Annotated in this window: 21 protein-coding genes; 10 read left to right on the forward strand and 11 right to left on the reverse strand. The window is 45.4% G+C overall.

Going from position 1 to position 25,029, the window contains the following annotated elements; translation table 11 throughout:
* Positions 1 to 8: 8 nt before the first annotated feature.
* Positions 9 to 1,400 carry an SLC13 family permease gene (locus DVO77_RS01870; protein WP_110456715.1) on the forward strand — a complete coding sequence of 464 codons (1,392 nt, stop codon included), beginning with the start codon at positions 9 to 11 and terminating at the stop codon, positions 1,398 to 1,400.
* 56 nt (positions 1,401 to 1,456) lie between these two features.
* Here DVO77_RS01870 and DVO77_RS01875 read toward each other — a convergent pair whose 3' ends face one another.
* The 6 genes from DVO77_RS01875 to pspA all read right to left on the reverse strand — a co-directional run bounded on the left by DVO77_RS01875 (position 1,457) and on the right by pspA (position 6,724).
* The gene (locus DVO77_RS01875) at positions 1,457 to 2,635 is read right to left on the reverse strand and encodes a trans-sulfuration enzyme family protein (RefSeq protein ID WP_110456716.1); all 1,179 of its coding nucleotides are present in this window, start codon (positions 2,633 to 2,635) and stop codon (positions 1,457 to 1,459) included.
* Positions 2,636 to 2,716: 81 nt separating this feature from the next.
* Positions 2,717 to 3,808, reverse strand: a complete 1,092-nt coding sequence (locus tag DVO77_RS01880; protein WP_119977051.1) for a YcjF family protein — start codon at positions 3,806 to 3,808, stop codon at positions 2,717 to 2,719.
* 40 nt (positions 3,809 to 3,848) lie between these two features.
* Positions 3,849 to 5,291 carry a YcjX family GTP-binding protein gene (locus tag DVO77_RS01885; RefSeq protein WP_119977052.1) on the reverse strand — a complete coding sequence of 481 codons (1,443 nt, stop codon included), beginning with the start codon at positions 5,289 to 5,291 and terminating at the stop codon, positions 3,849 to 3,851.
* Between the two features lie 95 nt (positions 5,292 to 5,386).
* On the reverse strand, positions 5,387 to 5,782 hold the full coding sequence (gene pspC, locus DVO77_RS01890) for an envelope stress response membrane protein PspC (protein ID WP_110456719.1): 396 nt from the start codon (positions 5,780 to 5,782) through the stop codon (positions 5,387 to 5,389).
* Positions 5,769 to 6,008, reverse strand: coding sequence for an envelope stress response membrane protein PspB (pspB, locus tag DVO77_RS01895; protein WP_110456720.1), 240 nt, complete (start codon positions 6,006 to 6,008; stop codon positions 5,769 to 5,771). The genes pspC and pspB overlap by 14 nt, the downstream gene beginning before the upstream one ends.
* Positions 6,009 to 6,028: 20 nt before the next feature.
* Positions 6,029 to 6,724, reverse strand: a complete 696-nt coding sequence (gene pspA, locus DVO77_RS01900) for a phage shock protein PspA (RefSeq protein ID WP_110456815.1) — start codon at positions 6,722 to 6,724, stop codon at positions 6,029 to 6,031.
* A 178-nt stretch (positions 6,725 to 6,902) separates the two neighbouring features.
* On the opposite strand from pspA, the gene pspF reads away from it, so the two are divergent.
* The 9 genes from pspF to DVO77_RS01945 all read left to right on the forward strand — a co-directional run bounded on the left by pspF (position 6,903) and on the right by DVO77_RS01945 (position 17,162).
* Entirely contained in the window at positions 6,903 to 7,970 is a 1,068-nt protein-coding gene (gene pspF, locus DVO77_RS01905; RefSeq protein ID WP_110456721.1) for a phage shock protein operon transcriptional activator, read from the forward strand.
* 88 nt (positions 7,971 to 8,058) lie between these two features.
* Positions 8,059 to 9,693, forward strand: a complete 1,635-nt coding sequence (locus DVO77_RS01910; RefSeq protein WP_119977053.1) for an ABC transporter substrate-binding protein — start codon at positions 8,059 to 8,061, stop codon at positions 9,691 to 9,693.
* On the forward strand, positions 9,693 to 10,724 hold the full coding sequence (locus DVO77_RS01915; protein ID WP_110456723.1) for an ABC transporter permease: 1,032 nt from the start codon (positions 9,693 to 9,695) through the stop codon (positions 10,722 to 10,724). Before DVO77_RS01910 ends, DVO77_RS01915 begins: the two co-directional genes overlap by 1 nt.
* Positions 10,711 to 11,601, forward strand: coding sequence for an ABC transporter permease subunit (locus tag DVO77_RS01920; protein ID WP_110456724.1), 891 nt, complete (start codon positions 10,711 to 10,713; stop codon positions 11,599 to 11,601). Before DVO77_RS01915 ends, DVO77_RS01920 begins: the two co-directional genes overlap by 14 nt.
* Before the next feature lie 12 nt (positions 11,602 to 11,613).
* Positions 11,614 to 12,627 carry an oligopeptide/dipeptide ABC transporter ATP-binding protein gene (locus DVO77_RS01925; protein WP_110456725.1) on the forward strand — a complete coding sequence of 338 codons (1,014 nt, stop codon included), beginning with the start codon at positions 11,614 to 11,616 and terminating at the stop codon, positions 12,625 to 12,627.
* A complete protein-coding gene (locus DVO77_RS01930) occupies positions 12,602 to 13,387 on the forward strand; it encodes a peptide ABC transporter ATP-binding protein (protein WP_110456726.1) in 786 nt (261 codons plus the stop codon). Before DVO77_RS01925 ends, DVO77_RS01930 begins: the two co-directional genes overlap by 26 nt.
* 104 nt (positions 13,388 to 13,491) lie before the next feature.
* Positions 13,492 to 14,694: an enoyl-ACP reductase FabV gene (gene fabV, locus DVO77_RS01935; protein ID WP_110456727.1), complete on the forward strand. Its 1,203-nt coding sequence runs from the start codon at positions 13,492 to 13,494 to the stop codon at positions 14,692 to 14,694.
* 1,432 nt (positions 14,695 to 16,126) lie between these two features.
* Positions 16,127 to 16,564 (forward strand): GNAT family N-acetyltransferase, encoded by a 438-nt coding sequence (locus tag DVO77_RS01940; protein ID WP_119977054.1) that lies wholly within the window; start codon positions 16,127 to 16,129, stop codon positions 16,562 to 16,564.
* A gap of 91 nt (positions 16,565 to 16,655) precedes the next feature.
* Entirely contained in the window at positions 16,656 to 17,162 is a 507-nt protein-coding gene (locus DVO77_RS01945; protein WP_249038081.1) for a GNAT family N-acetyltransferase, read from the forward strand.
* Positions 17,163 to 17,888: 726 nt separating this feature from the next.
* Here DVO77_RS01945 and DVO77_RS01950 read toward each other — a convergent pair.
* From DVO77_RS01950 to clpP, 5 genes are all read right to left on the reverse strand, one after another.
* The gene (locus tag DVO77_RS01950; RefSeq protein WP_119977056.1) at positions 17,889 to 19,754 is read right to left on the reverse strand and encodes a SurA N-terminal domain-containing protein; all 1,866 of its coding nucleotides are present in this window, start codon (positions 19,752 to 19,754) and stop codon (positions 17,889 to 17,891) included.
* 217 nt (positions 19,755 to 19,971) lie between these two features.
* Positions 19,972 to 20,244, reverse strand: a complete 273-nt coding sequence (locus tag DVO77_RS01955) for an HU family DNA-binding protein (RefSeq protein ID WP_011866302.1) — start codon at positions 20,242 to 20,244, stop codon at positions 19,972 to 19,974.
* A gap of 258 nt (positions 20,245 to 20,502) precedes the next feature.
* Positions 20,503 to 22,860 (reverse strand): endopeptidase La, encoded by a 2,358-nt coding sequence (gene lon / locus DVO77_RS01960; RefSeq protein ID WP_119977057.1) that lies wholly within the window; start codon positions 22,858 to 22,860, stop codon positions 20,503 to 20,505.
* Positions 22,861 to 22,986: 126 nt separating this feature from the next.
* Positions 22,987 to 24,267 carry an ATP-dependent protease ATP-binding subunit ClpX gene (gene clpX / locus DVO77_RS01965; RefSeq protein ID WP_110456620.1) on the reverse strand — a complete coding sequence of 427 codons (1,281 nt, stop codon included), beginning with the start codon at positions 24,265 to 24,267 and terminating at the stop codon, positions 22,987 to 22,989.
* Positions 24,268 to 24,349: 82 nt separating this feature from the next.
* The gene (gene clpP / locus DVO77_RS01970) at positions 24,350 to 24,961 is read right to left on the reverse strand and encodes an ATP-dependent Clp endopeptidase proteolytic subunit ClpP (RefSeq protein WP_110456621.1); all 612 of its coding nucleotides are present in this window, start codon (positions 24,959 to 24,961) and stop codon (positions 24,350 to 24,352) included.
* Positions 24,962 to 25,029: the final 68 nt, after the last annotated feature.

Raw genomic sequence — 25,029 nt, forward strand, 5'->3', positions numbered from 1 at the left:
ACCCTTTAATGTCTCACGAAACCACGCAGGCTCAGCCACTGATCCCAGAAAAGCCGGCACAATCTAAAAATATGCTTATATTGTTTGCCGATATCTGTTTATTCATATTGATGTATCAATTTTTGCCTTTTGAGCAGAGCATTAATATCGGACTCGCCATTCTCGTTTTCGCCGCAATATTATGGTTAACCGAAGCTATCCATATTAGCGTGACCGCGATATTGATCCCTATTTTAGGGGTCGTATTAGGAGTATTTGAGACCAAAACGGCAATGAGCAATTTTGCTAACCCGATTATTTATCTATTTTTTGGCGGCTTTGTCCTTGCTGCAGCCTTGAACCATCAAGGCATCGACCGCCGCATTGCTCAGAAAGTGCTTTCCGCTTCTAAAGGTAAACTGAGTATTGCCTGTATGATGTTGTTCGTCATCACCGCCCTACTATCGATGTGGATCAGTAATACAGCAACAGCGGCAATGATGCTGCCGTTAGCTTTGGGCATTTTGCAACAGCTAGACATTAAAGAGCATCGCAGTACATACCTCTTTATGCTGCTTGGCATTGCCTACTCGGCCAATATTGGTGGCATAGGTACTTTAGTGGGCAGTCCGCCTAATGCTATCGCAGCGGCTCAAGTGGGTTTAAGTTTTGCCGACTGGTTAGAGTTCGGTCTGCTCACCGTGGCACTGATGTTGCCCAGTATGCTTATCGCGCTTTATCTTTATTTGAAACCCAATCTTAATGTGGTTTGCGAGATCCCAAACGACAGCCAGAAATTAAACTTTCAAGGTAAACTCACCCTCATCGTATTTTTAGCAACCGTATGTTGCTGGATATTCAGTAAGCCTATTTCTGGCGCTTTAGGCGGCATCAAGCAGTTCGATACCATAGTGGCATTAAGTGCCGTGGTATTACTAGCTGGCCTAGGCTTAGTGCAGTGGAAAAAAATAGAAAAAACGACAGATTGGGGCGTGCTGATCCTCTTTGGTGGTGGTTTAACCTTAAGTGCTATTTTAAAAACCACAGGTACAAGTGTGTTTTTAGCCCACTGGGTCACCGACATTTTTGGTAACACTCACATGGCGTTATTCACCTTTGCGGTGATCTTTTTTGTGGTGATGCTCACCGAGTTTGCCAGTAATACCGCTAGTGCTGCTTTGTTGGTACCTGTATTTGCCGCGATTGCTGAAGCACTGGGACTCTCACCTGTGATGCTGTCGGTGTTAATTGGTATTGCTGCTTCTTGTGCCTTTATGCTGCCAGTGGCGACGCCGCCCAATGCGATTGTCTATGGCTCAGGTCATATTAAGCAATCAGAGATGATGCGAGCAGGCGCAATAATCAACTTTATCAGTATGTTAGTACTGTACATCATCGCTCACCTGTTCTGGACTATCTAAGCGTAAGCCGCTTACTTGTCAGTGGCCTACTCGATAATGAGTTGGCCACTGATGGACTACCCCCCTTCTAACGCTTGACGTAAATCATCAAGAATATCTTCAACCGCCTCTAATCCTACCGATATACGCAATAGACTGTCGCTAATCCCTGCCGCAAGTCGCTCCTCACATGAATAGGGCGAATGCGTCATCGAAGCTGGATGCTGAATAAGTGACTCAGCATCACCTAAACTGACCGCAATAGTAAATAACTTAAGTCGATTAACAAATGCAACGGCCCCATCAAAATGGCTATCAAGTTCAAAGGCTACCACTCCCCCGGCTCGGCGCATCTGCGAGCCGATAAGATGATGTCCACTATGGTGGCTTAAGCCTGGATAATAGACCCGGCTAATTTGCGGGTGTTTATCCAGATATTCGGCAATCACCTGGGCATTATCACAATGACGTGCAAGTCTGACATCTAAGGTTTTTAGCCCGCGTAAGATAAGCCAAGCATCGTGTGGTGATAATACCGCACCTATGTCTTTGAGAATTTCTGTTTTGAGTTTGGTTATCACCTCCTCACTGCCACACACCATGCCGGCAATCACATCGCCGTGGCCATTTAGGTATTTAGTGGCGCTATGCACCACCATATCAATGCCCAACGAGATAGGTTGCTGCAGCAACGGGGTCATAAAGGTGTTATCGACAATACTCACCAGATGATGCAGCTTCGCTATATGAGCAATGGCGGTTAAGTCATACACATCGAGATGGGGATTCACCGGAGTTTCACAAAACAGCACTTTAGTGTTGGGCTTGATGGCGCGCTTTATCGCATCAATATCATTAAAATCCACCAAGGTGGTTTCGATACCAAACTTATTCAACTGCGTGGTCATCAAGGCAAAGGTACACCCATAGACGGCTTTGGCGGCAACGAGATGATCGCCATAGCATAAATGGGTTAATAATGCGGCCGATACCGCCGCCATGCCCGAAGCGGTAGCAGCGGCGGCTGCGCTACCCTCAAGTATGGCTAACTTACGCTCAAGCTCAGCCGTGGTGGGATTACCTAAGCGAGTATAAATATAGCCTTGCTGCTCACCAGCAAAGCAGGCGCTGCCTTGCTCTACGTTATCGAATGTGAAGGTTGCACTTTGATATAGCGGTGAGACTAATGCTCCCGTTGCATCCTTTTGATGCCCTGCGTGGATAACTTGAGTCGCCTGCTGCCATTTTTGTTGCATTTTATCTCTCCAAGCTGCCGATTAAGTATAACCTTGGCCCGTTTTACGCTTGAGAGTAAAGCCACGACATCAGATTAAGCCTTAGCGAGATGTAAAATCTTTGTTACGACCAGTCCGTTTAGCCAGTGCGCCTAAAGAGAAATCTTTGAGTTCACCCAATAGTGCGGTGTGGATCTTGGTTAATTTGGGTCGACTCTCACGACTAAATACCACGGGCCGGCACAATGCCATGGCCTGATAACCTAACCTTGCGGTGAGTAATCCGCCGCCTAAGCCTTGCGCCATCCGCGTCGATACCTTGCCAGACACTTCCAGTGACAGCAACTGGGTACCAATATCGGTTACCACCTCACTGGCGCCCGCATAAATAATATTGGTTATCACAGAACGAATAAGCTTAATGCGGCTCCAATAACCCAGTTCAATACCATAGCAGCTGGCTAATTCGCGGATCATCTTCTGATTACGCCATAAAATAATCGCCATATCGAGCACGGCTAACGGGCTTGCGGCTAATAATAATGCCGATTCTGTGGCATAGCGATGCACTAATTTTTTAGCTTTTTTATCGATTTCAGTTAACACCAGCGACTCAAATAACAGCACGCGTTCGGCATCGTTATGCTCATCACGCACATGATCGCGGTAGTTTTGGGTGTCGATATCTGTGGGTAATTTAGCCAAAATCCGCTCGATAAATGGGTCGGCCTCACCAATCTGCATACTGAGAGCTAAGCGCTCACTCACTTGCTGCGCCTCCTCAATCCCCTTTAATCGCTTCAGCTGACGCCATTCACTAAAGGTTATCCGCCCAGCCCACAAGATAACTAAAACCAGAACACTAGCATATAAACCAAATAACCAAGGGCTATCGGTCCATGCTTGTGCCAAGGACAACCCGGTTTGGGTCAGTACTAAGATGATAAGGCCAAGCAACATGCTTTTAGTCAACCATGACCAGCGGCGACGCTTACTCACCATCAAGGTGCGCTTCGCGCTATGGTCAATATCTAATAATTGTGCAAGCTGCGCCTCATCACCCTCGGCCGATAGTATATGTACAGGTTCAGCATCAAAATGCCTTGCCTGTTGTAGCCTTGGCTGAGCCGAGGGATCATCATCGCCTAGCTCGAATAACTGTTTTTTTTCTATCGGATCTGAGGGTTGTGTCATTATCGTTCCTATCATCAATCAAGATGTAAATCAGGGATAGCTAAGTTAACTTATCGCCAATTAAATACTGCAATAGGTGATCTAACCGAATATGCTCAAAATGCATATCCTTACCTGTACTGGCGATTTGAGGCGGCGCAAAATTAACAAATTCAAATCCTTGTTGCTGCCAAAACTCACTGCGAGGCAACTGCTTAGGCACTTCGCCAGGAAACAAAGTGACCGCTTTACCACTTGCCATATCGCGCCCTTTAACCACCTCTATCTGTTTAGTGTCGACTTGCACCATGCCATGTTGTGTGGCTTTAATGGCGCTGATCGCCATCACCTCAACATCACAACCTTCAAACTTGGCATGTTGTTGACTACGATTAACGAGTTGAGTTAATAGCGATAACACATTGCCCTGCTGATCGCGGGTAATATGGTCCACTTTACTGGCCGCAAATAATAGCTTATCGATACGAGGAGCAAAGAGCCTTTTCAATAAGTTAGATTGACCAAAGTGAAAGCTAGCCATGATGTCATCTAGCGCCTGACTCATATCATCAAACTGCGCTTTACCGCGATTAAGTGGCGTAAAACAGTCAACTAATAATAATTGACGGTCAAACTTGGCAAAGTAATCGCGGTAGAAAGGTTTAACAACCTGGGTCACATAGCTGTGATAACGTTTTTTAAGTACATGGTAATAGGAGTCTTTAGGACTTTTTTCTAACGCCTCACTCTGCGCCTCACTTAAGCCTAATAGAGGAGAAAACGCTAATACTGGCGTATCGGCCAGCTCACCTGGCAATAACATGCGTCCAGGTTGGGCATTATAAAAACCATGGGTATGTACACTGTCACACAACAGTTGTTGATACAGGCTCGACACCTGTTTGAGTTGCAGCTCTTGGGCTGGTGACGCTAAAGGTAGCTCGGCACAAGCGTCAATAAACGCTGCGTAATACTCGCTGAGTGACAACAAGCTACTGCGCTCATCTTGGCGCTGACACCACTGTTGATAGGTGAGTTTTAACATAGGTAAATCGAGTAACCACTCACCTGGATAATCAACAATATCAACATATAAGGTACTATGGTCAGTCAGTTTTGCCAACAGCCCTTTTTGCGGCTGATATTTAATCGCTAACCTCAGCTCACTGATATTACGCGTGGACGCTGGCCAGTGAGGCTCACTTGACGTTAAGGCCGCCATCGCGCCTTCGTAATCAAAACTGGCAATGGTCATGTCGGGCTGTAAGGCGCGTTTTACCCCATAAAGGCGCTCATCTCGCGCCACCTGCCATAAGGGCAACGCATTATGTTGCCCAACGGTACCACTGTGCAGGAGTTGATTAACTAATCCGGTGATAAAGGCGGTTTTGCCTGCGCCAGACAGACCCGTTACCGCTAAGCGTACATGGTTATCTGTGGTACGTTTGACCAAAGATTTTGATTGCTGTGATAGCTTTTGAAGTGAGCGATTGAGTGAGTTCATAGCACCTATCTTGGACCCTATACAATCCGTATTCAGGTCGTAGCCATGTTAAAGGGCGGTATTCACCGCCCTAAGTAAGTCAAGATGAGTCAAGCTTATAGGTTGTTGATCTCCCGTTTAAGATCGAAACTGTCAGAGGTGACGTGACGTTCGAGTTGCTGAAGCCTTACCTCTAATTGTCTAAATTGGCTACTGACATCGCGTAACGCTGCTTTAGCGGGTTCGCCAGCCTGCCAGACCTTCTTTTTAACTTCGATCTCTTTATGTTGATATTTGTTCTTTGTGCTACCAGGCTTGATATCTAATATCATCCACAGTAGCACATAGATGATAAAGATGATGCCCGAGCCCCCAAGTAAAAATATCGATGCAGCCACCACCCTGACTAACCAGGTTTCAAAGTTAAAGTAATCGGCTATTCCGGCGCAGACCCCAGCGATTTTGCCTGATTCGGGAATGCGATATAAGGGACGTCCATTAGATGCGCTCATCTCGATGCCTCCATTGTGGCGCCTCGCTGTCTAAAATAGCTTCCAAGGTTTCTATGCGTTGGGCCATTTTATCGGCTTTGCTAATTAACTCATTTAGCTGAGTAAACTCTTCTTCAGTGAGTCCTTGGCTCACTTGGCGTTTACTACGGTAATGTAGGATCAGCCAAATGGGTGCCACCACTATCATGAAGATGATGATCGGGGCTATTAATAAATCCATATCCATAACTCACCTCTGAATCGTGTCTATTTAGTTGTTTTAGTCGTCTGTTTTTTCGCGTTGCTGGCTTTAACCTTGGCTTTTAATGCTTCCAACTCGGCATTGACTGAATCTTCGGCTTCTAAAGCGGCGAACTCATCGTTAAGTGTTTTAGGATTACCTAAATCATAGGCTTCAACCTGTGACTCTAACCCTTCGACACGGCGTTCATATTGCTCAAACTTACTCATGGCGCTATCAATCTTGCTTGAGTCAAGTTGACGCTTAACCTCAAGACGAGAAGAGGCTGTCTGCTTGCGCATGATAATCGTCTTCTGACGCGCCTTAGCATCAGCTAGCTTTTCTTGCAGCAGATTCACTTCCTCTTTGAGGCGAGTAATATGTTCTTCGACGACCATTAACTCCTTTTCAAGCGTAGCGGCCAATTCGCTGGCTTTCTGCTTTTCAAGTAATGCGGCTTTGGCTAAGTCTTCGCGATCTTTCGATAACGCTAACTCAGCTTTATCTTGCCAATCTTGCACTTGCTCTTGCACCTTTACGATACGACGCAAGATCTCTTTTTTCTCTGCAAGTACTTTGGCAGAGGTTGAACGAACTTCGACTAAGGTGTCCTCCATCTCCTGGATGATCAAACGAACCATTTTTTCAGGATCTTCGGCCTTATCGAGTAACGCGCTGATATTAGAATTGATGATATCTGCGAAGCGAGAGAAAATGCCCATAATACTGTCCTCTAAATTAACGTTGGTGTCGCAAATAATAATACATTTAGTGTGCCAACTTTCGATATCCATTACAATACATAGACTTAAACATTATTTTAACTTTTACTTTATTTTGTAACCGCAGCCACATATTATAAATTTCACCAATTATTAGCGTGAAAGACTAAAACTTATCGTGGCGAATCAATTCCAACAAGATAATCTTATCGGCCAATCGAATGCGTTATTGGAAGTACTAGAGCACGTATCAAAAATTGCCCCCTTATCCAAACCCGTACTCATTATTGGTGAGCGCGGCACGGGGAAAGAACTCATAGCCGAGCGACTGCACTACCTGTCGACGCGCTGGGAGCAAAATTTTATCAAACTGAACTGCTCCTCCTTAAGCGAGAATTTACTGGAAAGTGAACTCTTTGGCCATGATGCTGGCGCATTTACTGGAGCCAATAAAAAGCATGAAGGTCGTTTTGAACGCGCCGATGGCGGGACACTTTTTTTAGATGAATTGGCCAATACTTCAGGGCTCATCCAGGAAAAGTTGCTAAGAGTCATTGAGTACGGTGAATTTGAACGCGTGGGCGGCAGTAAAACGGTACAAACCGATGTGCGTTTAATCTGTGCTGCCAATGAGGATCTTCCTTCACTTGCCCAAGCCGGAGAATTTAGACCAGACTTGCTAGATCGCTTAGCCTTTGATGTGATCACCTTACCGCCACTGCGTCATCGCCCCGAAGATATTATGCCGCTGGCAGAATACTTTGCTATCGGCATGGCGCGACAATTAAAACATAAACTGTTTGACGGTTTCTCCCCCCGCGCTATCGAGCAATTAATGCAATATGATTGGCCTGGCAATATTCGCGAACTCAAAAACGTGGTGGAGCGCAGTGTTTATCGAAATACGGATCTGCATACCGCTATCGATCATATCGTCATAGATCCCTTCGCTTCGCCCTACCGCCCCACGCACAGAGTAAAAACCACTTCGCGCCAAGCTATACCGCAGCACAATGCGACGCCTGTCACCCCACTTGAGCCCGAGTCGGCTCCGCAACCACAACAGGCTGCCGCAATAGCATTTCCATTAGACTTTAAAGAACACTGCGAATCCCATGAAGTGCAGTTACTCAGTAAGGCCTTGGAAGCTGGGCAATACAACCAGAAAAAAACCGCCGAATTACTCGGACTCAGTTACCATCAACTACGAGGAATTTTGAAAAAATACAATTTATTGGATAAATAAATCTCGCTTAAAGCAGATGAAGTTTGCTCCTAGCTCAGTAGCACTGTTAAAATGAAATTATTCATTCAAACAACGATTACATCTACTGATGACAGAGCTGCTTAAGCGTCTCACATTAGGGTCGGTTCTTTGCTGCGTTATACCATTATTAGCAGCCTGTGGCCCTTCTCGGGTTCCTTCTGGTCTGGTTTATTGTTCGGAAGGTAATCCAGAATCCTTCAACCCACAATTAGTGACCTCGGGCACCACAGTCGACGCCACTTCGCAGCAACTCTATGACGGACTAGTCGATTATGATGCGACCTCCGGCCAGTTAGTCCCCTCATTAGCCACAGCGTGGACCATCAGTGACGATGAGCGCGTATACACTTTTTCGCTGCGCACTGGAGTGCGTTTCCATCATTCAAACATTTTTACCCCAACGCGTAATTTCAACGCCGACGATGTCCTATTTTCCTTCAATCGTATTATCGACAGCACTCATCCGTATCATGATGTGGCTAAAAATGGCTACCCTTATTTCCAAAGTATTGGATTTTCAGAGTTAATCGACAACATTGAGAAAGTAAACGACTATCAGGTTGCCTTTCATCTGACACAAAAAGACGCCTCGTTTTTATCTAACCTCGCCACCGGATTTGCCGTCATACTGTCGCAAGAGTATGGCTTACAATTGCTACAAGCTGACGAGCCTGAACTCCTTGATAAACTCGCCATTGGTACTGGCCCTTTTAGGCTGGTCGATTATGTAAAAAATGATTTTATTCGTTATTATCGCAACCACCATTACTGGCGTTTAACCCCCGACGTTGAGCAACTGGTATTTGATATTACCCCCAAAAGTACCACACGGCTGGCTAAGCTCATTACAGGCGACTGCAACATTTCGGCGCTGCCCAAAGCCGGTGAGTTACCCGTGGTGATCGACAAACCCAATTTAGAGGTCGATTCTATCCCAGGCTTTAATGTCGCCTTTTGGGCATTTAATACCGAACGTATTCCCTTTAATGATGTGCGGGTACGTCAAGCATTAGCCCATGCTGTGGATAAAGAAAATATCCTGCGGGCGGTATACCATCAAACGGCTGTAGAAGCCGTTGGCCTCCTGCCCCCGCTATCATGGGCCTATTCGAGCAATAAAAGCCTGATCGACTATAATCCAGAAAAAGCACGTAAGTTACTCAACGATGCTGGTATCAGTGACTTAAGTATTGATATTTGGGCAATGCCGGTGGCCCGCATTTATAATCCTAATACCCACAAAACCGCTGAATTAATTCAAGCCGATTTGGCGCGAATTGGGGTCAAGGTCAACATAGTCAGTTATGACTGGAGTGTGTTTAACCAGAAACTCAGTCGGCAAAATTACGATTCAGTGTTAATCGGTTGGAACGCCGATAACAGTGATCCTGATAACTTTTTCACCCCCATATTAAGCTGCGCATCAGTAGACTCTAACAGTAACCGCTCACGTTGGTGCGCACCGGAATTTGACCGTATTCTTCAGGCGGCTAAGTCAACCACTGATCGTGTAGAGCGTACAGCGCTATACCAACAAGCCGAACAATATGTCGCTGAGCAAGTTCCGATGCTGCCTTTCGCACACGCCACCCGCATGGTGGTCAAACAAAAACGGGTAACGCAGTCTAAACTAACGCCTTTTGGTGGTATCTCTTTCACTAAGGTTACACCAGCCGTTGTGGCTATTGAGGAGCCTAACTGATGGCACGCTATCTTGCTCGCCGCTTAAACCTATTTTTTGCCACATCACTGGTGTTGTTTGTGGTGATGTTTAGTGTCACAGCTAAATTTCCGGTCGATCACACTGTCGCCCTCACAGGCATCCACGCTCCCACGGCAGAAGAACAAGCCAGCATCAATGAGGCTTATCGTCTGGATAAAGGCCAAGTGAGCCAGTTTATTGCCTATTTAGAACAACGTTTATCCGGTAACTTGGGGATCTCTGTCACCTCGCAAAACCCGGTGTTTAATGAATTAACCGCCGTACTCAGCGCCAGCTTCGAACTGGCCTTTGTCGCCGGTGCGATTGCACTACTACTCGGGATCCCTCTCGGGGTTTTGGCATCATTAAGTAAACATAAAATTACCCAACATACCATTATGGCAATCACCTTAACGGGCTACTCAATTCCCGTCTTCTGGCTCGGACTGAGCCTGTCACTGTGGTTTGGCGTGCGCCTAGGCTGGCTGCCCATCTCAGGTCAAATCAATCTACTTTACGAGATAAAGCCAGTAACGGGGTTTCTGCTCATCGATATTTTGCTATGGGACTCTCGCTATGCTTGGTCAGCTTTTGTTGACGCTCTGCAGCATATTGTCTTGCCTGCGGTCACCTTGGCAGTACTGCCCTTTACTGTGGTAGTGCGTATCACTCGCAGCGCCATGATGTCGATTATGGAAAAAACCTATATTAAGGCCGCCGAAGCTCGCGGCCTAAGAACCTATACCATAGTGATGCGCCACGCACTGCCCAATGCCTTTATTCCTGTTCTTAAAAATCTGGGGCTCATGCTCGGGGCATTTGCCAGTTACGCGATTGTGGTTGAGGTGATTTTTAGCTGGCCGGGGGTTGGTGCTTGGTTAGTCTCGGGGATCTATCAACGCGATTATACCGTGATCCAAGGGGGGATTTTGGCAGTGGCATTGATCATCATCTTTTTAAGCATCTTAATTGAAGTGTTACATACGGCGATCAATCCGCTCAGTAGGAAAGAACTCTATGCCGCCCATTAAAATTTATCAGGTGGGGCATATCCCCTCGCCTTTGCGACGCATCTGGAATGCGTTTACCGACAACCCATTTGCGTTTGCCGGTTTTTGGGCGATTTGCTGCCTCATATTACTGGCACTATTTGGACCGCTTATTGCGCCATTTTCTGCTGCACATCAAGATCCTCAGGCGTTATTACTGCCTCCCTCTTGGGATCCTGCTGGCACGGTTGAACATTTTTTAGGGACCGACGATCTGGGCAGAGACATCTTTAGCAGGTTGCTGCATGGGGCGCACCTGACCTTTGGTATGGCGCTAGCGATTGTTGCCACGGCCTTGGTGATAGGCTTTGTAATAGGGTCTATTTCGGGCATGATGACGGGCTTAAAATCGAGTATATTGAGTCATTTACTCGACGCACTTCTCTCTATCCCATCGTTATTAATGGCAATACTAGTGGTGGCTGTCACCGGACCAGGGCTGAGCAATGTATTTTGGGCGGTAGGCATTGCATTAACGCCTCAATTTGTCAGGGCCATCCACCAAGCGGTACATGAAGAGTTGCAAAAAGAGTATGTGACCGCAGCAAGGCTAGATGGAGCCAACCCACTACAAATTTTTTGGTATGTGATTTTACCGAATATTTTAGACACCATGATTATTCAAACCACCTTAGGTATTTCGGCGGCGATTTTGGATATCGCCGCCTTAGGTTTCTTGAATCTGGGGGCACAAGCGCCGAGCCCAGAATGGGGCGCCATGGTGGCACAAGGGCTAGATAACCTCTTAACGGCACCATGGACAGTCACCATCCCTGGCGTAGCCATCCTATGCTGTGTACTGGCGATTAACCTCGTTGGCGACGGTCTGCGCTCTGCACTTTCACCCATTCGCCATTAATGAGAAACCAACATGCCATTATTGGACATTAGAAACCTCACCATAGAACTCGATACGCCCCACGGCCGAGTGAAGGCGCTAGAGCGAGTAAGCTTGACCCTTAACCCGGGTGAAATTCATGGTCTACTGGGTGAATCTGGCTCGGGGCGAACCTTGCTGGCAAAAGCCATTATGGGGATCCCTGGGCATAATTGGACAATACAAGCCGATCGCATGATGTGGGATGGGCAAAATTTATTGGACATGAGCACTAAAGCGCGCCGTGCCTTAATGGGCAGCGAAATGGCGATGATTTTTCAAGACCCCATTAGCAGCTTAGATCCCACCATAGTGGTCGGCGTACAAATTATCGAAGCCATGCCCGAAAACAAGGCGTTACCTTGGTGGCGACGTGAGCAAGACAAACGTAAAACTGCACGACAATGGCTACATAAGGTGGGTATTAAAGAAACCCAAAAAGTGATGTCAAGCTACGCCTGGGAGCTGTCTGACGGTGAATGCCAAAAAGTGATGATTGCCATTGCGGTCGCCAATCAACCACGATTATTGATCGCCGACGAGCCGACCAACTCGATGGAAGTCAGAACCCAAGCGCAAATATTTCGCCTGCTGAGTAAATTAAATCAATTACATAATGTGTCGATTTTATTGATTAGCCACGAGCTAGAAAACTTATCGCTGTGGTGCGACCGTTTATCTGTCATGTACAGTGGCCAGATAATGGAATCGGGCCCCACTGCCGATGTGATTGCTCAACCATATCACCCTTACACCAAAGCGATACTGGACAATATCCCTGATTATTCTAACCCTGAGCTGCATAAAACCATGATGCAAACCCTGCGTGGCTCAGCACCATCACTACAACACCAACCCATTGGTTGCCGTCTTGGTCCCCGTTGCCCTCAGGCGCAAAAACACTGTGTGAATCAGCCCAAATTGAGCCATCATAAAGATCGCTATTTTGCGTGTCATTTCCCTTACTATAATGAGCCAAGTCATGACGAGCCCCTTACTAAAAGTTAGCCAACTCAGTAAAACCTTTTTTGCTGGCTACAAAGGTTTTAAGCGTCAATATAATCAAGCGCTTGGGCCAATATCATTTGAGCTTAACAGCGGCGAAACCCTCGCCATTGTGGGCGAAACAGGTTCGGGTAAGAGTACCCTAGCGCGTATTCTTGTAGGCGCAGAGCAGCGCAGCGCGGGGGAGATTTACTTTGAAGGTGAACGCCTTGATAGCCGTGATCTTAAACAGCGTTGCAAGTTAATTAGGATGATTTTCCAAGATCCTAACACTTCATTAAACCCCAGTTTAACTGTGGGTGAACTGCTCGATGAACCGCTACGCTTTAATACCGACTTAGATAAACACAGCCGCCGTGCACAAGTGATTGACCGTTTAAGGAAGGTTGGCTTACTGCCTGAGCACGCCGATTTTTATCCCCATATGATTTCAGAGGGGATGAAACAGCGAGTCGCGGTTGCGAGAGCCTTAATGTTAGACCCCAAAATCATTATCGCCGATGAAGCATTAACCGCATTGGATCTATCGGTGCGATCGCAGATTTTAAACCTGTTGCTCAAACTCCAGCAAGAGATGGGGTTGTCATACATTTTTGTATCACACAACATGAACATTATTCGCCATTTTAGCGACAAAATTATGGTGTTACATCAGGGGGAAATGGTGGAGAAGGCCACTACGGAGAATTTATTTAATTCGCCGCAACATGAATACACCCAGCGACTGATCCAGGAGCAAACGATGTTCTCCTACAAACGCTAAACTGCTCCAACCACTAGGACTTATGTGCCTAATTATTAAAAAACATGTGCCATTTCATCTTGCTTTAATTATCCTAATGGCACTTTTTCAAGAGAAGCAGAAACATGATAATCAAACCCAAAACACGTGGCTTTATTTGTACTACCACTCATCCGGTCGGCTGTGAAGCAAATGTACTTGAGCAAATCAACCTAACCAAGGCAAACGGACCTGTTGTAAACGGTCCTAAAAAGGTACTGGTTATCGGCTCTTCAAGCGGCTATGGTCTATCTTCACGTATTGCAGCGGCTTTCGGTAGCGGCGCTGCAACCCTCGGCGTCTTTTTTGAAAAACCAGGAACCGAAACCAAACCTGGTACCGCAGGTTGGTATAACTCTGCGGCATTTGATAAATTTGCTAAACAAGCTGGTTTATACTCAAAGAGTTTAAACGGCGATGCTTTTAGCCATGAGGCTAAACAACGCGCCATTGAAATAATCAAACAAGATCTTGGCCAAGTTGACATGGTGGTCTATTCGCTGGCCTCACCAGTTCGAAAACTGCCTGATAGCGGCGAGTTAATCCGCTCGGCTCTAAAACCGATAGGTGAAACCTATACCGCAACAGCAGTTGATACCAACAAAGATATCATTATCGAAACCAGCGTTGAGCCCGCCACAGAGCAAGAGATCCAAGACACCATTACCGTTATGGGTGGTCAAGATTGGGAGCTATGGATCAACGCCCTAGCCGATGCTGGTGTATTGGCTCCTAACTGTAAGACCGTTGCTTATAGCTATATAGGCACCGAATTGACTTGGCCTATCTATTGGCATGGCGCTCTTGGCAAAGCCAAGATGGATCTTGACCGTGCAGCCCATGAACTTAACGCTAAGCTGTCAGCTACCGGTGGCAGTGCTAATGTTGCCGTGCTTAAGAGTGTCGTCACTCAAGCTAGTTCTGCTATTCCCGTCATGCCCTTGTATATCGCAATGGTCTTTAAGAAGATGCGCGAAGAAGGCCTACATGAAGGCTGCCAAGAACAGATTAACCGTATGTTTAAAGAACGTTTATTCCGTGAAGATGGTACAGCGCCACAACTTGATGAAGCAGATCGTCTACGTTTGGATGATTGGGAGCTCAAAGAAGAGATACAACAGCATTGCCGTGACTTATGGCCGTTAGTCACCACAGAAAATCTCTGTGAGCTCACCGATTATCGCGAATATAAACAAGAGTTCTTAAAGCTATTTGGTTTCGGTATAGAGTCAGTTGATTATGACGCTGATGTTAACCCTGAAGTCAACTTCGATGTAGAACAGATATAGGACGTAAAACAGATCTAGTCGGGACTAATACATATAGTCCGGCGCAGACTAAAGTGTTTAGCTAGCAACACTGTCTGTTAAAAACAGTGACAAGCTAATAAAGTCTAATGAAAAGCCACGATTGATTACTATCGTGGTTTTTTATTTACCTGAATAGGTCCGAACTTCATCAGACAAAACTCCTTAGCTGAGCGCGATCAAATCTAATAGTCGTAGAGTGTTAGATTTGGTCGCTCCTGATCACGAGCGGACATTCAGGTATAACTCGTTTCTGCCCCAAAGTGTGCTGGCCTTGAAGTGAGGGTATGGCATTTTTTTACTTTGTTTGGGTAGTGATTGGCGGAGTCTTTTTTGGAACGGGTGTTTGAAGGTGAACCTTCATGGCAATCTATCACCTGCGGTGAGCTTATGTGCAAACACTTCTGCGACACGGTGAGTGAAGCGTAGCTTCGCGCTAACGAACGAGAGACATGGACGTTGTTCAAGCACATACTTGTGGGCTCTACGCCAGCATCCCTGCTGCCAAAGGCCGCAGCCGCGTTTACACTTGGGTTCTAACGTTTCTTCGATTAAGCTGCATTTGGTGTGAGTGGCGAGTAGAAAGCTAACTTGGTTCTGCCCCAAAGTCTGCAGGTCTTGGAATGAAGAGCGATGACATTTGTTTGAGTAGCGGCTGGCTGTATTTTCATTTATTGAAAGTGTTTGAAGGTCGAACCTTCACTGTTATTAATCGCCTGTCCGGCGGGGAATGTGCAAGCGCTCTTTTGGCTCACCGCAAGCACGTCCGTGTGGGCTCTGCGAAATCATCCATGATTTCGAAGGCTAAAACCGCGCTTACACCTATCTCTAACGCTTCTTCGATTGGACTTCATTTGATACGACTAGTGAGTTAAAGGCTAAGAAGCTTTTGCCCCAAAACGTGTCACAGCTCGAAGGCATGCTCTTGCTTAGTCTGATAGACTGATAGTTTGAGATACATAAAGTAATGAATAGAAAAAAATATGACCAGCCCATGAGGGATTTCAAAAATCGTTACAGTGAAACAGACTTGCCTAGTCTGGTTCATGAATAGCATCACTGTCATTTTTTGTTATTCTAAGGCTAGCGTGCTTTTATCCATCTTCAATTTAGAGTGTCTATCCCATGAATAGTATGGTTTGCTTATTGTCCTAAATTTATCAAATGTAACACTATATTCTGACTTCCATTGTTAGACTTATTGCTTTATTGCATCACAAAACCTGTTGTTCTTCTGGTGCAATAGGTTGGTTTAGTACAGCTGAAATACGCCGTTTTCAAGTCAGCAGGCTTAATGTCGTCATATATCAATACTCCGGCCATATCGTATCGACCTAAAATGACAAAATCACATCACGGCGATTGAACATGAACCGAAAGCGTATTATGTTATTGTTTTATAATGCAGGACGCCATGAGTATCACACTGGAAGAAGTTACAAGTTCAAATTATGAAGCTGTATGTGACTTAGATGTCACGGATGAGCAACAGGAATATGTTGCGAGTAATATGTGGTCTTTGGTTGAGTCACATTACAGCCAAGGGCATACCTGTAGAGCGATCTATCAAAACGATAAACCTGTCGGTTTTTTCATGTGGGTATCTGAAACCCCTGAAAAAGTTTCTATCTGGCGCTTTATGGTGGATCAACGTTTTCAAAAAGCGGGTATTGGTAGAGCTGCGCTAAATTTGGCACTCAATGAAATCAAAGCCAGTGACAAAATAAAAGAAATCGAAATTTGCTATGACCCTGAAAACCCAGTGGCCAAAGATTTTTATTCAAGTTTTGGCTTTGAGGAAGTGGGTTTGGATGAAGATGGTGAAGATATGTTGGCAGTCATCAAGCTGTGATATCTAATAATCACCATCAAAACGCCGCTTCGCGGCTCGACTCGCAACAAGTTGCTCGCGTTTGTGGCGGGCGTAATACCTCTAGGAGTTTGTGTTGACTATTGTTGAAACTGAAAGGTTAAGTATTCGTAAAATTACGAATGAGGATGCTATAAACCTATCAAAAGTGTTAGCTGATCCTATTGTGATGCAATATTCGACCGTAGGTGTTCACTCAGAAGAACAGATTTATGACTATATAACTAATTGTAAAAATCAATATGACTTAAATGGTTATGGGCATTGGGCAATTTATAACTCTATAACTAGTGAGTTTGTTGGTGTGTGTGGTCTAAATAAGCATAAAGTGGGCACTGATGATGTTATACATATCAATTATCGCCTTGCCACTGACCAACAAGGTAAAGGTTATGCTGTTGAGTCAACATTTGGTGTTTTAGATTTTGCTAAAAAATCCTTAAAACTTAAAGCTGTACACGCGCTAATAGAGTCAGCGAATGTTAGCTCTGTTAAAGTGGTAAATAGAACAGGTTTTAAATTTATTAAATCGTCTGTGTTTCGTGGGGTTAACGTCGACGTCTATCAAGTGACACTATAAAACGAGATATAACAAGAAATAAACAAGGACACGTAACAGTTGGCTACGTTTCGCTTCGCTGCACAATTTTAGCCAACCATTACTTAGCCTGTTATTTGGGCATTACCCATACATAAATGAATCCGAACCTGATGAAATAGATCTAAAGTTCTAACATTTTTGTCCAAAAACAATTTAGCTTTTGATTGTCCGAGTGACACTAGTAAGGTCAAATCGAAGAGATTAAGAACTCGGGTGTAGGTGCGGCTGAGGCCTTCGATTTCAGGGATGAAATCGCAGAGCGCCCAAGGATGGGTTTACAGCGGTGCCGAAGAAGCACCTGCACGAAAGGCATGCTGCAGGCAATTGGTTGCCATAAAGGTTAACGCTACCATCAATAAATAAAAACTAATTCGACTAAATGCTACCAGCCAAAAATGCCAGCCCCTTCATTCGAAGGTCAAGATACTTTTGTCCAAAAACGAGTTAGAGCGACCGTCTGCTTATCGCTCCTTTCAGACATTAATCAAGAGATGCTTCAATGTTAGATAAGGTCACATTCAAAATCTAAAAGTGTCAGTTCGTGTATGAGTCAGTACAAAGTGACTAGCTCTAACCTTACCGCGTCAGCAGAGCAAAGATTACGCGGCGTAAACCCGATTAATTGCACCTTAAGCATCGATAAATTATTAGCATAAAAAAAGCCAGAAGATCACGCTTCTGGCTTTTTATCAATGACGGGATAATTTACTCAGCTGGGCTATAAGCCACTTCGCTTTGTGCTTTTAAAAGGCTTATCACTGCACGGTAATCGCTTTCAGCATACTGTGAATTAAGGCGCTGCTTAATGGCATTGGCCAAGTTATCATCGACAGTCTCAGCGGTATTCACTTTATCGAGCACGATAACCGCATAGCCATTGGCCAAGGCGGCGGTATCAACCACAGGCTCAGCATTTGGCTGTGCCATTTCAAACGCTTTAGTAGTAATAGCATTATCAATGCGTTGATCGAAACGGGTCAGTTGCACTTGAGTGGTTAGCTCAGCTGTGCTCTCACCCGCTTTAATCGCCGCCATCAGTGTTTGAGCCTGCTCACGAGCAATGTCGTTTGCCTTGTCTTGTTTGAGGCGCTCAACAATACTGGCTTTAACTTGCTCTAGGGCTAGCGTTCCTGCTGGCGTATGGGACTTCACTCGCACAACCATCACATGATTTGGACCTAATTCGATAACGTCGCTGTTCATGCCGTCGAGCAATACCGTTTCAGAGAAGGCCGCTTTGATCACTTCAGGCGCGTTAAGCGGCTCTGGCGCATTGTCACGTGAAAACTCTGGGCTAGTTTTAACTGCTACACCCACTTCTTGAGCCGCTTCAGACAAGGTGTCAGGTACTTCATAGCTCACATCGGCTAAGCGTTGCTGCAGACCGTAAAACTGATCCACTGCTTTCTTTTCCATTAACTGGGCGACAATCTGCTGTTTAACATCATCAAATGATGCCGTTGATCCCGCTTGAACATCGAGCAGTTTAATTATGTGAAAACCAAAACTGGTTTTAACCACATCTGAATACTGACCTTCATCTAGCGCGAATAAGGCGCTGTCGAAGGCTGGATCCATGACACCTTGTTCAAACCAATCAAGTTTACCTCCTTGCTCTGCACTAAAGGTATCATCTGACTCAGTTTGGGCTAAGGTGGCAAAGTCCTCACCAGCTTCTAACTTAGCATAGATAGCATCGGCTTTAGCTTTAGCCGCCGTATCATCATCACCAAAATTAACTAAAATATGCCCTGCAAGACGCTTTTCAGGCTGCAGGTATTGCACCTTATGTTCGTCGTAATAGGTTTTAGCCTCTTCGTCGGTGACACTATGTCCACTGGCCATATCTGCAGCATTAAGCTCGATATAATCGAGTGATACAGTTTCTGGTCGCACAAATTGATGCTGGTTGGCCTGATAGTAGCTATCTACTTCCTCATCAGGCACGCTTACTTGTTCAAGTAGCGGTGTTGCATCAACAACGTGATAACGGATATCACGGGTTTGCGCCTGAATAGTGGCTAAGTAATTAACTTCACCTGGTAATACAAATTCAGAACCCACCAATGAAGCCACTAACTGGCGACGAGTCATATCGACACGCATCATGTCGCGGAAACTGTTTACTTGGTAACCCAGCTGACGAATAAGTGCCAGATAGCGGTCATTATCGAACTGGCCGTCAGTTTGAAAGGCTGGCTCGTTAATAATCGCGTTTTTGATCTGCTCATCAGAGACGGTCAAGCCTAAATCTGCTGCCGCCTGATCGATAAGCTTATCGGCAACCAAACGCTCTAATACACTTTGTTTTACGCTTGCTAAGTAAGTTTCATTACTGGCAAGTGCATCATACATTTCACCCAGTTGCTGCTCTAATCGAGCACGCTCGCTTTGATAGGCTTGTTCCAACGCTGAGTTACTGATCTCTTCGCCGTTTACGGTGGCGGCTACAGGCTCAGATGATGATCCTAAATAGCTGCTCACGCCAGTAAATGCAAAGGATAGTATTACAAGTACGAGAATGCTTTTTGCAATCACGCCCTGTGAGCCTTCGCGAATCTTTTCTAACATCAGATTTCTCGCTCGTTACTAAAAATAAAAAGGCGCATCACTTGATAGGATGCGCCTTCTATGTAAATTGTCAGACCTAGTTATACATTACGTAAGTTAGGCCAACGGCATGATAATGACGATTACATTATCAAAACACTTACTCGGTAAAAAGCACTGTTTAAACAGTGCTTATCGGCGTGTAAGGTTTACAAAGGCCACCTTGACTAAGTTTATCTTAGTTTACAGCGTCTTTAAGTGCTTTACCTGCTTTGAACGCAGGAATGTTTGCCGCTGCAATCTTGATCTCTTTACCCGTCTGTGGGTTACGACCAGTACGCTCTGCACGTTGACGAACTTCAAAAGTACCAAAACCAACTAGAGAAATTTTATCGCCATCTTTAAGGCCGTCTGTCACAGCAGAAATAAAAGAATCTAGAGCACGGCCTGCTGCCGCTTTAGAAATATCAGCACCAGATGCGATTTTCTCGATTAGTTCAGATTTGTTCATGTCATCCCCTTGAATTTAATTTTGTGCGCCGCAACCAAATCCTTGTCTAGAGCGGTCTGCGGTGGCTTTTATAACAAGCTTGATCCTAAAGTTCAAGCCAAATAGGAAAACCTAAGAAATAAAATTGGAATAAGCTAAAAACCAGTAGCGCCAAGGCCTGTAGCTAAAAAGCTATCCACCGACCTAGGCTACCACAGGTTAGGATTTTAGAAAGCCCCTTTTTGCATTTTTTTTAATGCAAATAAGCATTTTCTTGCGTTAGCCCAAATTTTTAACAACTTCAAACCCTTCAATTGGTCGTTCTAACGCCAAAGCCAAGACTTCATCGACCCAACGTACCGGCCTGATGTCCAGATCGGCAATCACATTGGCAGGAATTTCTTCTAAATCGCGCTCATTCTCTTTCGGAATAAGCACTAATTTTGTCCCGCCGCGATGGGCTGCAAGCAACTTCTCTTTTAAACCACCAATAGGTAAAACTTCACCACGTAAGGTGATTTCACCTGTCATCGCCACATCGGCCCGTACAGGGTTACCCGTTAAGCTAGACACTAATGCCGTACACATAGCGGCACCAGCAGATGGACCATCTTTAGGTGTCGCACCTTCTGGTACGTGTACATGAATGTCGCGCTTTTCGTAAAAATCAGGGTTAATGCCTAGTTGTTCGGCGCGGGCACGAACCACAGTCATTGCCGCCTGAATCGACTCTTGCATCACATCACCAAGTGAACCAGTGTAAGTTAACTTACCTTTACCTGGTACCGATGTGGCTTCAATAGTGAGCAGATCACCACCCACTTCGGTCCATGCAAGGCCTGTTACTTGGCCAATTTGATTATTTGACTCAGCTTTACCGTAATCAAAGCGCTGTACGCCTAAAAATGATTTCAAATTATCTTGATTTACATCGATATGCTTAACGGATTTATCCAGCAAAATTTGCTTAACCACCTTGCGACAAATCTTAGATAACTCGCGCTCTAACGAACGCACACCAGCTTCGCGGGTGTAGTAACGAATGATGCCGATAATGGCGCTGTCTGCTACCATCACTTCACTGGCTTTCAGGCCGTTACGTTCAATTTGCTTAGGTAACAAATGCTGTTTAGCAATGTTTAGCTTTTCATCTTCAGTGTAACCAGAAAGACGAATCACCTCCATACGGTCAAGCAGTGGACCTGGGATATTCATTGAATTAGAGGTGGCCACAAACATCACATCGGATAGATCGTAATCCACTTCTAAATAGTGATCGCTAAAGGTCGCATTTTGCTCAGGATCGAGTACTTCAAGCAAGGCTGACGCTGGGTCACCACGCATATCTGAACTCATTTTATCGATCTCATCGAGCAAGAACAGCGGATTCTTAACGCCGACTTTCGACATTTTTTGAATCACCTTACCTGGCATCGAGCCAATGTAGGTACGACGATGCCCACGGATCTCCGCCTCATCACGAACGCCACCTAACGCGACACGCACATATTTACGGCCAGTCGCTTTAGCGATGGATTGGCCAAGCGAGGTTTTACCGACCCCTGGTGGTCCAACTAAACATAAAATTGGCCCTTTAAGCTGCTTAACACGGCTCTGCACCGCGAGATACTCTAAAATGCGCTCTTTGACCTTTTCCAAACCAAAATGGTCGGTATCGAGTACATCTTGTGCTTTGGCTAAGTCACGCTTAATTTTAGAGCGTTGTTTCCAAGGCACAGAGATCATCCAGTCGACATAGCTGCGCACTACAGTGGCTTCAGCCGACATTGGCGACATCATCTTCAGCTTATTCAGTTCAGCAACGGCTTTCTCTTTTGCCTCGCTAGGCATGCCAGCTTCGTCAATTTTTTTCGCTAAGGTTTCAAATTCATCATGGGACTCATCGATATCGCCAAGTTCCTTTTGAATCGCCTTCATCTGCTCATTGAGGTAATACTCACGCTGACTCTTTTCCATCTGTTTTTTAACGCGAGAACGGATACGCTTCTCGACTTGTAACAGATCGATTTCAGACTCCATCATGGCCATCAGATATTCGAGTCGCTCAGAAACATTGACCATCTCGAGAATGGTTTGCTTGTCTTCCAGCTTTAATGGCATATGAGCGGCCATGGTATCGGCGAGGCGCGCGGCTTCATCAATACCTGACAGTGAGGTCAACACCTCTGGTGGGATTTTTTTGTTGAGCTTGATATAACCTTCAAATTGACCGAGAGCAGAACGAACCAGAACCTCTTCTTCTTTGTCGGCAATTTGCTCAGACTCTAAATACTCTGCAGTGGCAATAAAGTATTCTGTTTCTTGCGTATACTTTTCAATGCGCGCACGTTGGCCACCTTCTACCAGTACTTTTACCGTACCATCAGGTAACTTAAGCAATTGTAGGATTGATGCAACAGTACCCACCTCGAAGATATCGTCACTAGTTGGCTCATCTAGTTCAGCATCGCGTTGTGCGACTAAAATAATCTGCTTATCTTGCTCCATCGCCGCCTCTAAGCAACGAATTGATTTTTCCCGGCCAACAAAAAGGGGGATAACCATATGAGGATACACCACCACGTCTCTCAGCGGCAGTACAGGGAGTTCGATTCGCGCTTCACGCTCTAAGGTCATAGCTCGATTCCGGTTGCTAACAATATTAATGAGTATATTGGGGTTGATTAATGGGTTTCAATGGCAAACATAAAAAAAGGAGCCCGTCGGACTCCTTAATCATAATTTAGTGCTCTGTTAGGCCAATTATTGTTCGGCAACAGCAGCTTGAGATTCGGTGTTCTCATAAATCAAGATCGGGTCTGATTCGCCGTTTACCACAGATTCATCGATAACCACTTTCACCACATTATCGAGTGATGGTAAATCGTACATGATATCGAGTAACAGGCCTTCTACGATTGAACGTAAACCACGAGCCCCCGTTTTACGGGTCTTCGCTTTTAGCGCAATCGCTTTTAACGCATCTTCTCTAAACTCAAGTTCAACACCTTCCATTTCGAAAAGCGCAGCAAACTGCTTAGTTAATGCATTTTTTGGCTCAGACAGAATCTGTACTAACGCAGCATCATCGAGTTCTGTTAATGTGGCGAGCACTGGTAAACGCCCGATAAACTCTGGGATCAGACCGTATTTAACGAGATCTTCCGGCTCAACCTGCATCAACATATCTGAGATAGTGGCCTTGTCTGATTCACCTTTAACTTCAGCACCAAAGCCAATGCCGGTACCGACTTGTGAACGCTGCTCAACCACTTTCTCTAAGCCCGCAAATGCACCACCACAGATAAATAAGATCTTTGAAGTATCAACCTGCAAAAACTCTTGCTGAGGGTGCTTACGGCCACCTTGTGGAGGTACAGCGGCAACCGTACCTTCAATCAGCTTAAGCAAAGCTTGCTGCACGCCTTCACCCGACACATCTCGAGTGATCGATGGGTTATCTGACTTACGGCTGATCTTATCAATCTCATCGATATAGACGATACCACGCTGAGCTTTTTCTACATCGTAGTCGCACTTTTGCAAGAGTTTTTGGATGATGTTCTCTACATCTTCACCCACATAACCGGCTTCGGTCAGTGTCGTGGCATCTGCCATGGTGAACGGAACATTTAAGAACCGTGCTAGGGTTTCGGCCAATAAAGTTTTACCGCTACCCGTTGGGCCAATCAGTAAAATATTACTCTTACCGAGCTCGACACCATCTTTAGGAGAAGCATTCTTTAAGCGCTTATAATGGTTGTATACTGCAACCGACAAGACTTTTTTCGCTTTTTCCTGACCGATAACATAATCATCGAGATGCGCTCTGAGATCATGGGGTGTAGGCAGCTTATCTTGTTCAGGCTTAGGTGATATCTCTCTGATCTCTTCGCGGATGATGTCATTACAAAGCTCAACACACTCATCACATACATACACTGAAGGACCAGCAATGAGCTTACGAACCTCATGCTGACTCTTTCCACAAAAAGAGCAGTACAGTAGTTTCCCACTATCACCGTTGCTTTTGTTGTCGCCCATTACTTTACCTCTTTTGCAGTGTCTGGCACTGCATAATTAATCTTACAACCTTTACTGATCATAGCTCAGCAACGGACAATTATCAGCTTCGCTTGTCTAACACAGAGTCAACCAGACCATAGGCTTCAGCCTCTTTGGCGCTCATAAAGTTATCACGATCGGTATCGCGTTCGATAACCTCCAAAGGTTGACCTGTGTGATCGGCCAGCATTTGGTTTAATTTATTTTTAATCCCCAAGATCTCTTGCGCATGAATCGCAATATCAGACGCTTGTCCTTGGAAACCACCTAGTGGCTGATGGATCATTACCCGCGAGTTAGGTAAGCAATGACGCTTACCTTCTGCACCACCGGCTAACAAAAATGCGCCCATGCTGGCAGCCTGACCGATACATACCGTGCTGACATTCGGTTTAATGAACTGCATAGTATCATAAATTGCCATACCTGCAGTGACCGAACCACCAGGAGAATTAATATAAAGATAAATATCTTTGTCAGGACTTTCCGACTCTAAAAACAGTAGTTGTGCAACGATGAGGTTAGCCATGTGCTCTTCAACTTGTCCAACGAGAAAGATCACGCGCTCTTTTAAGAGACGAGAATAGATATCATATGAGCGTTCACCTTTGGCAGTTTGTTCTACAACCATTGGGACAAGTGCATTCAGTACTGATTCTGGTGCATTTAGCATTATTAACTTCCCTAAATAAAAATGGCTCGCATGAGGAGCCTCATACGAGCCATTATAAATGGCTAATA

Source organism: Shewanella algidipiscicola, assembly GCF_003605125.1.
Taxonomy (GTDB): Bacteria; Pseudomonadota; Gammaproteobacteria; order Enterobacterales; family Shewanellaceae; genus Shewanella; species Shewanella algidipiscicola.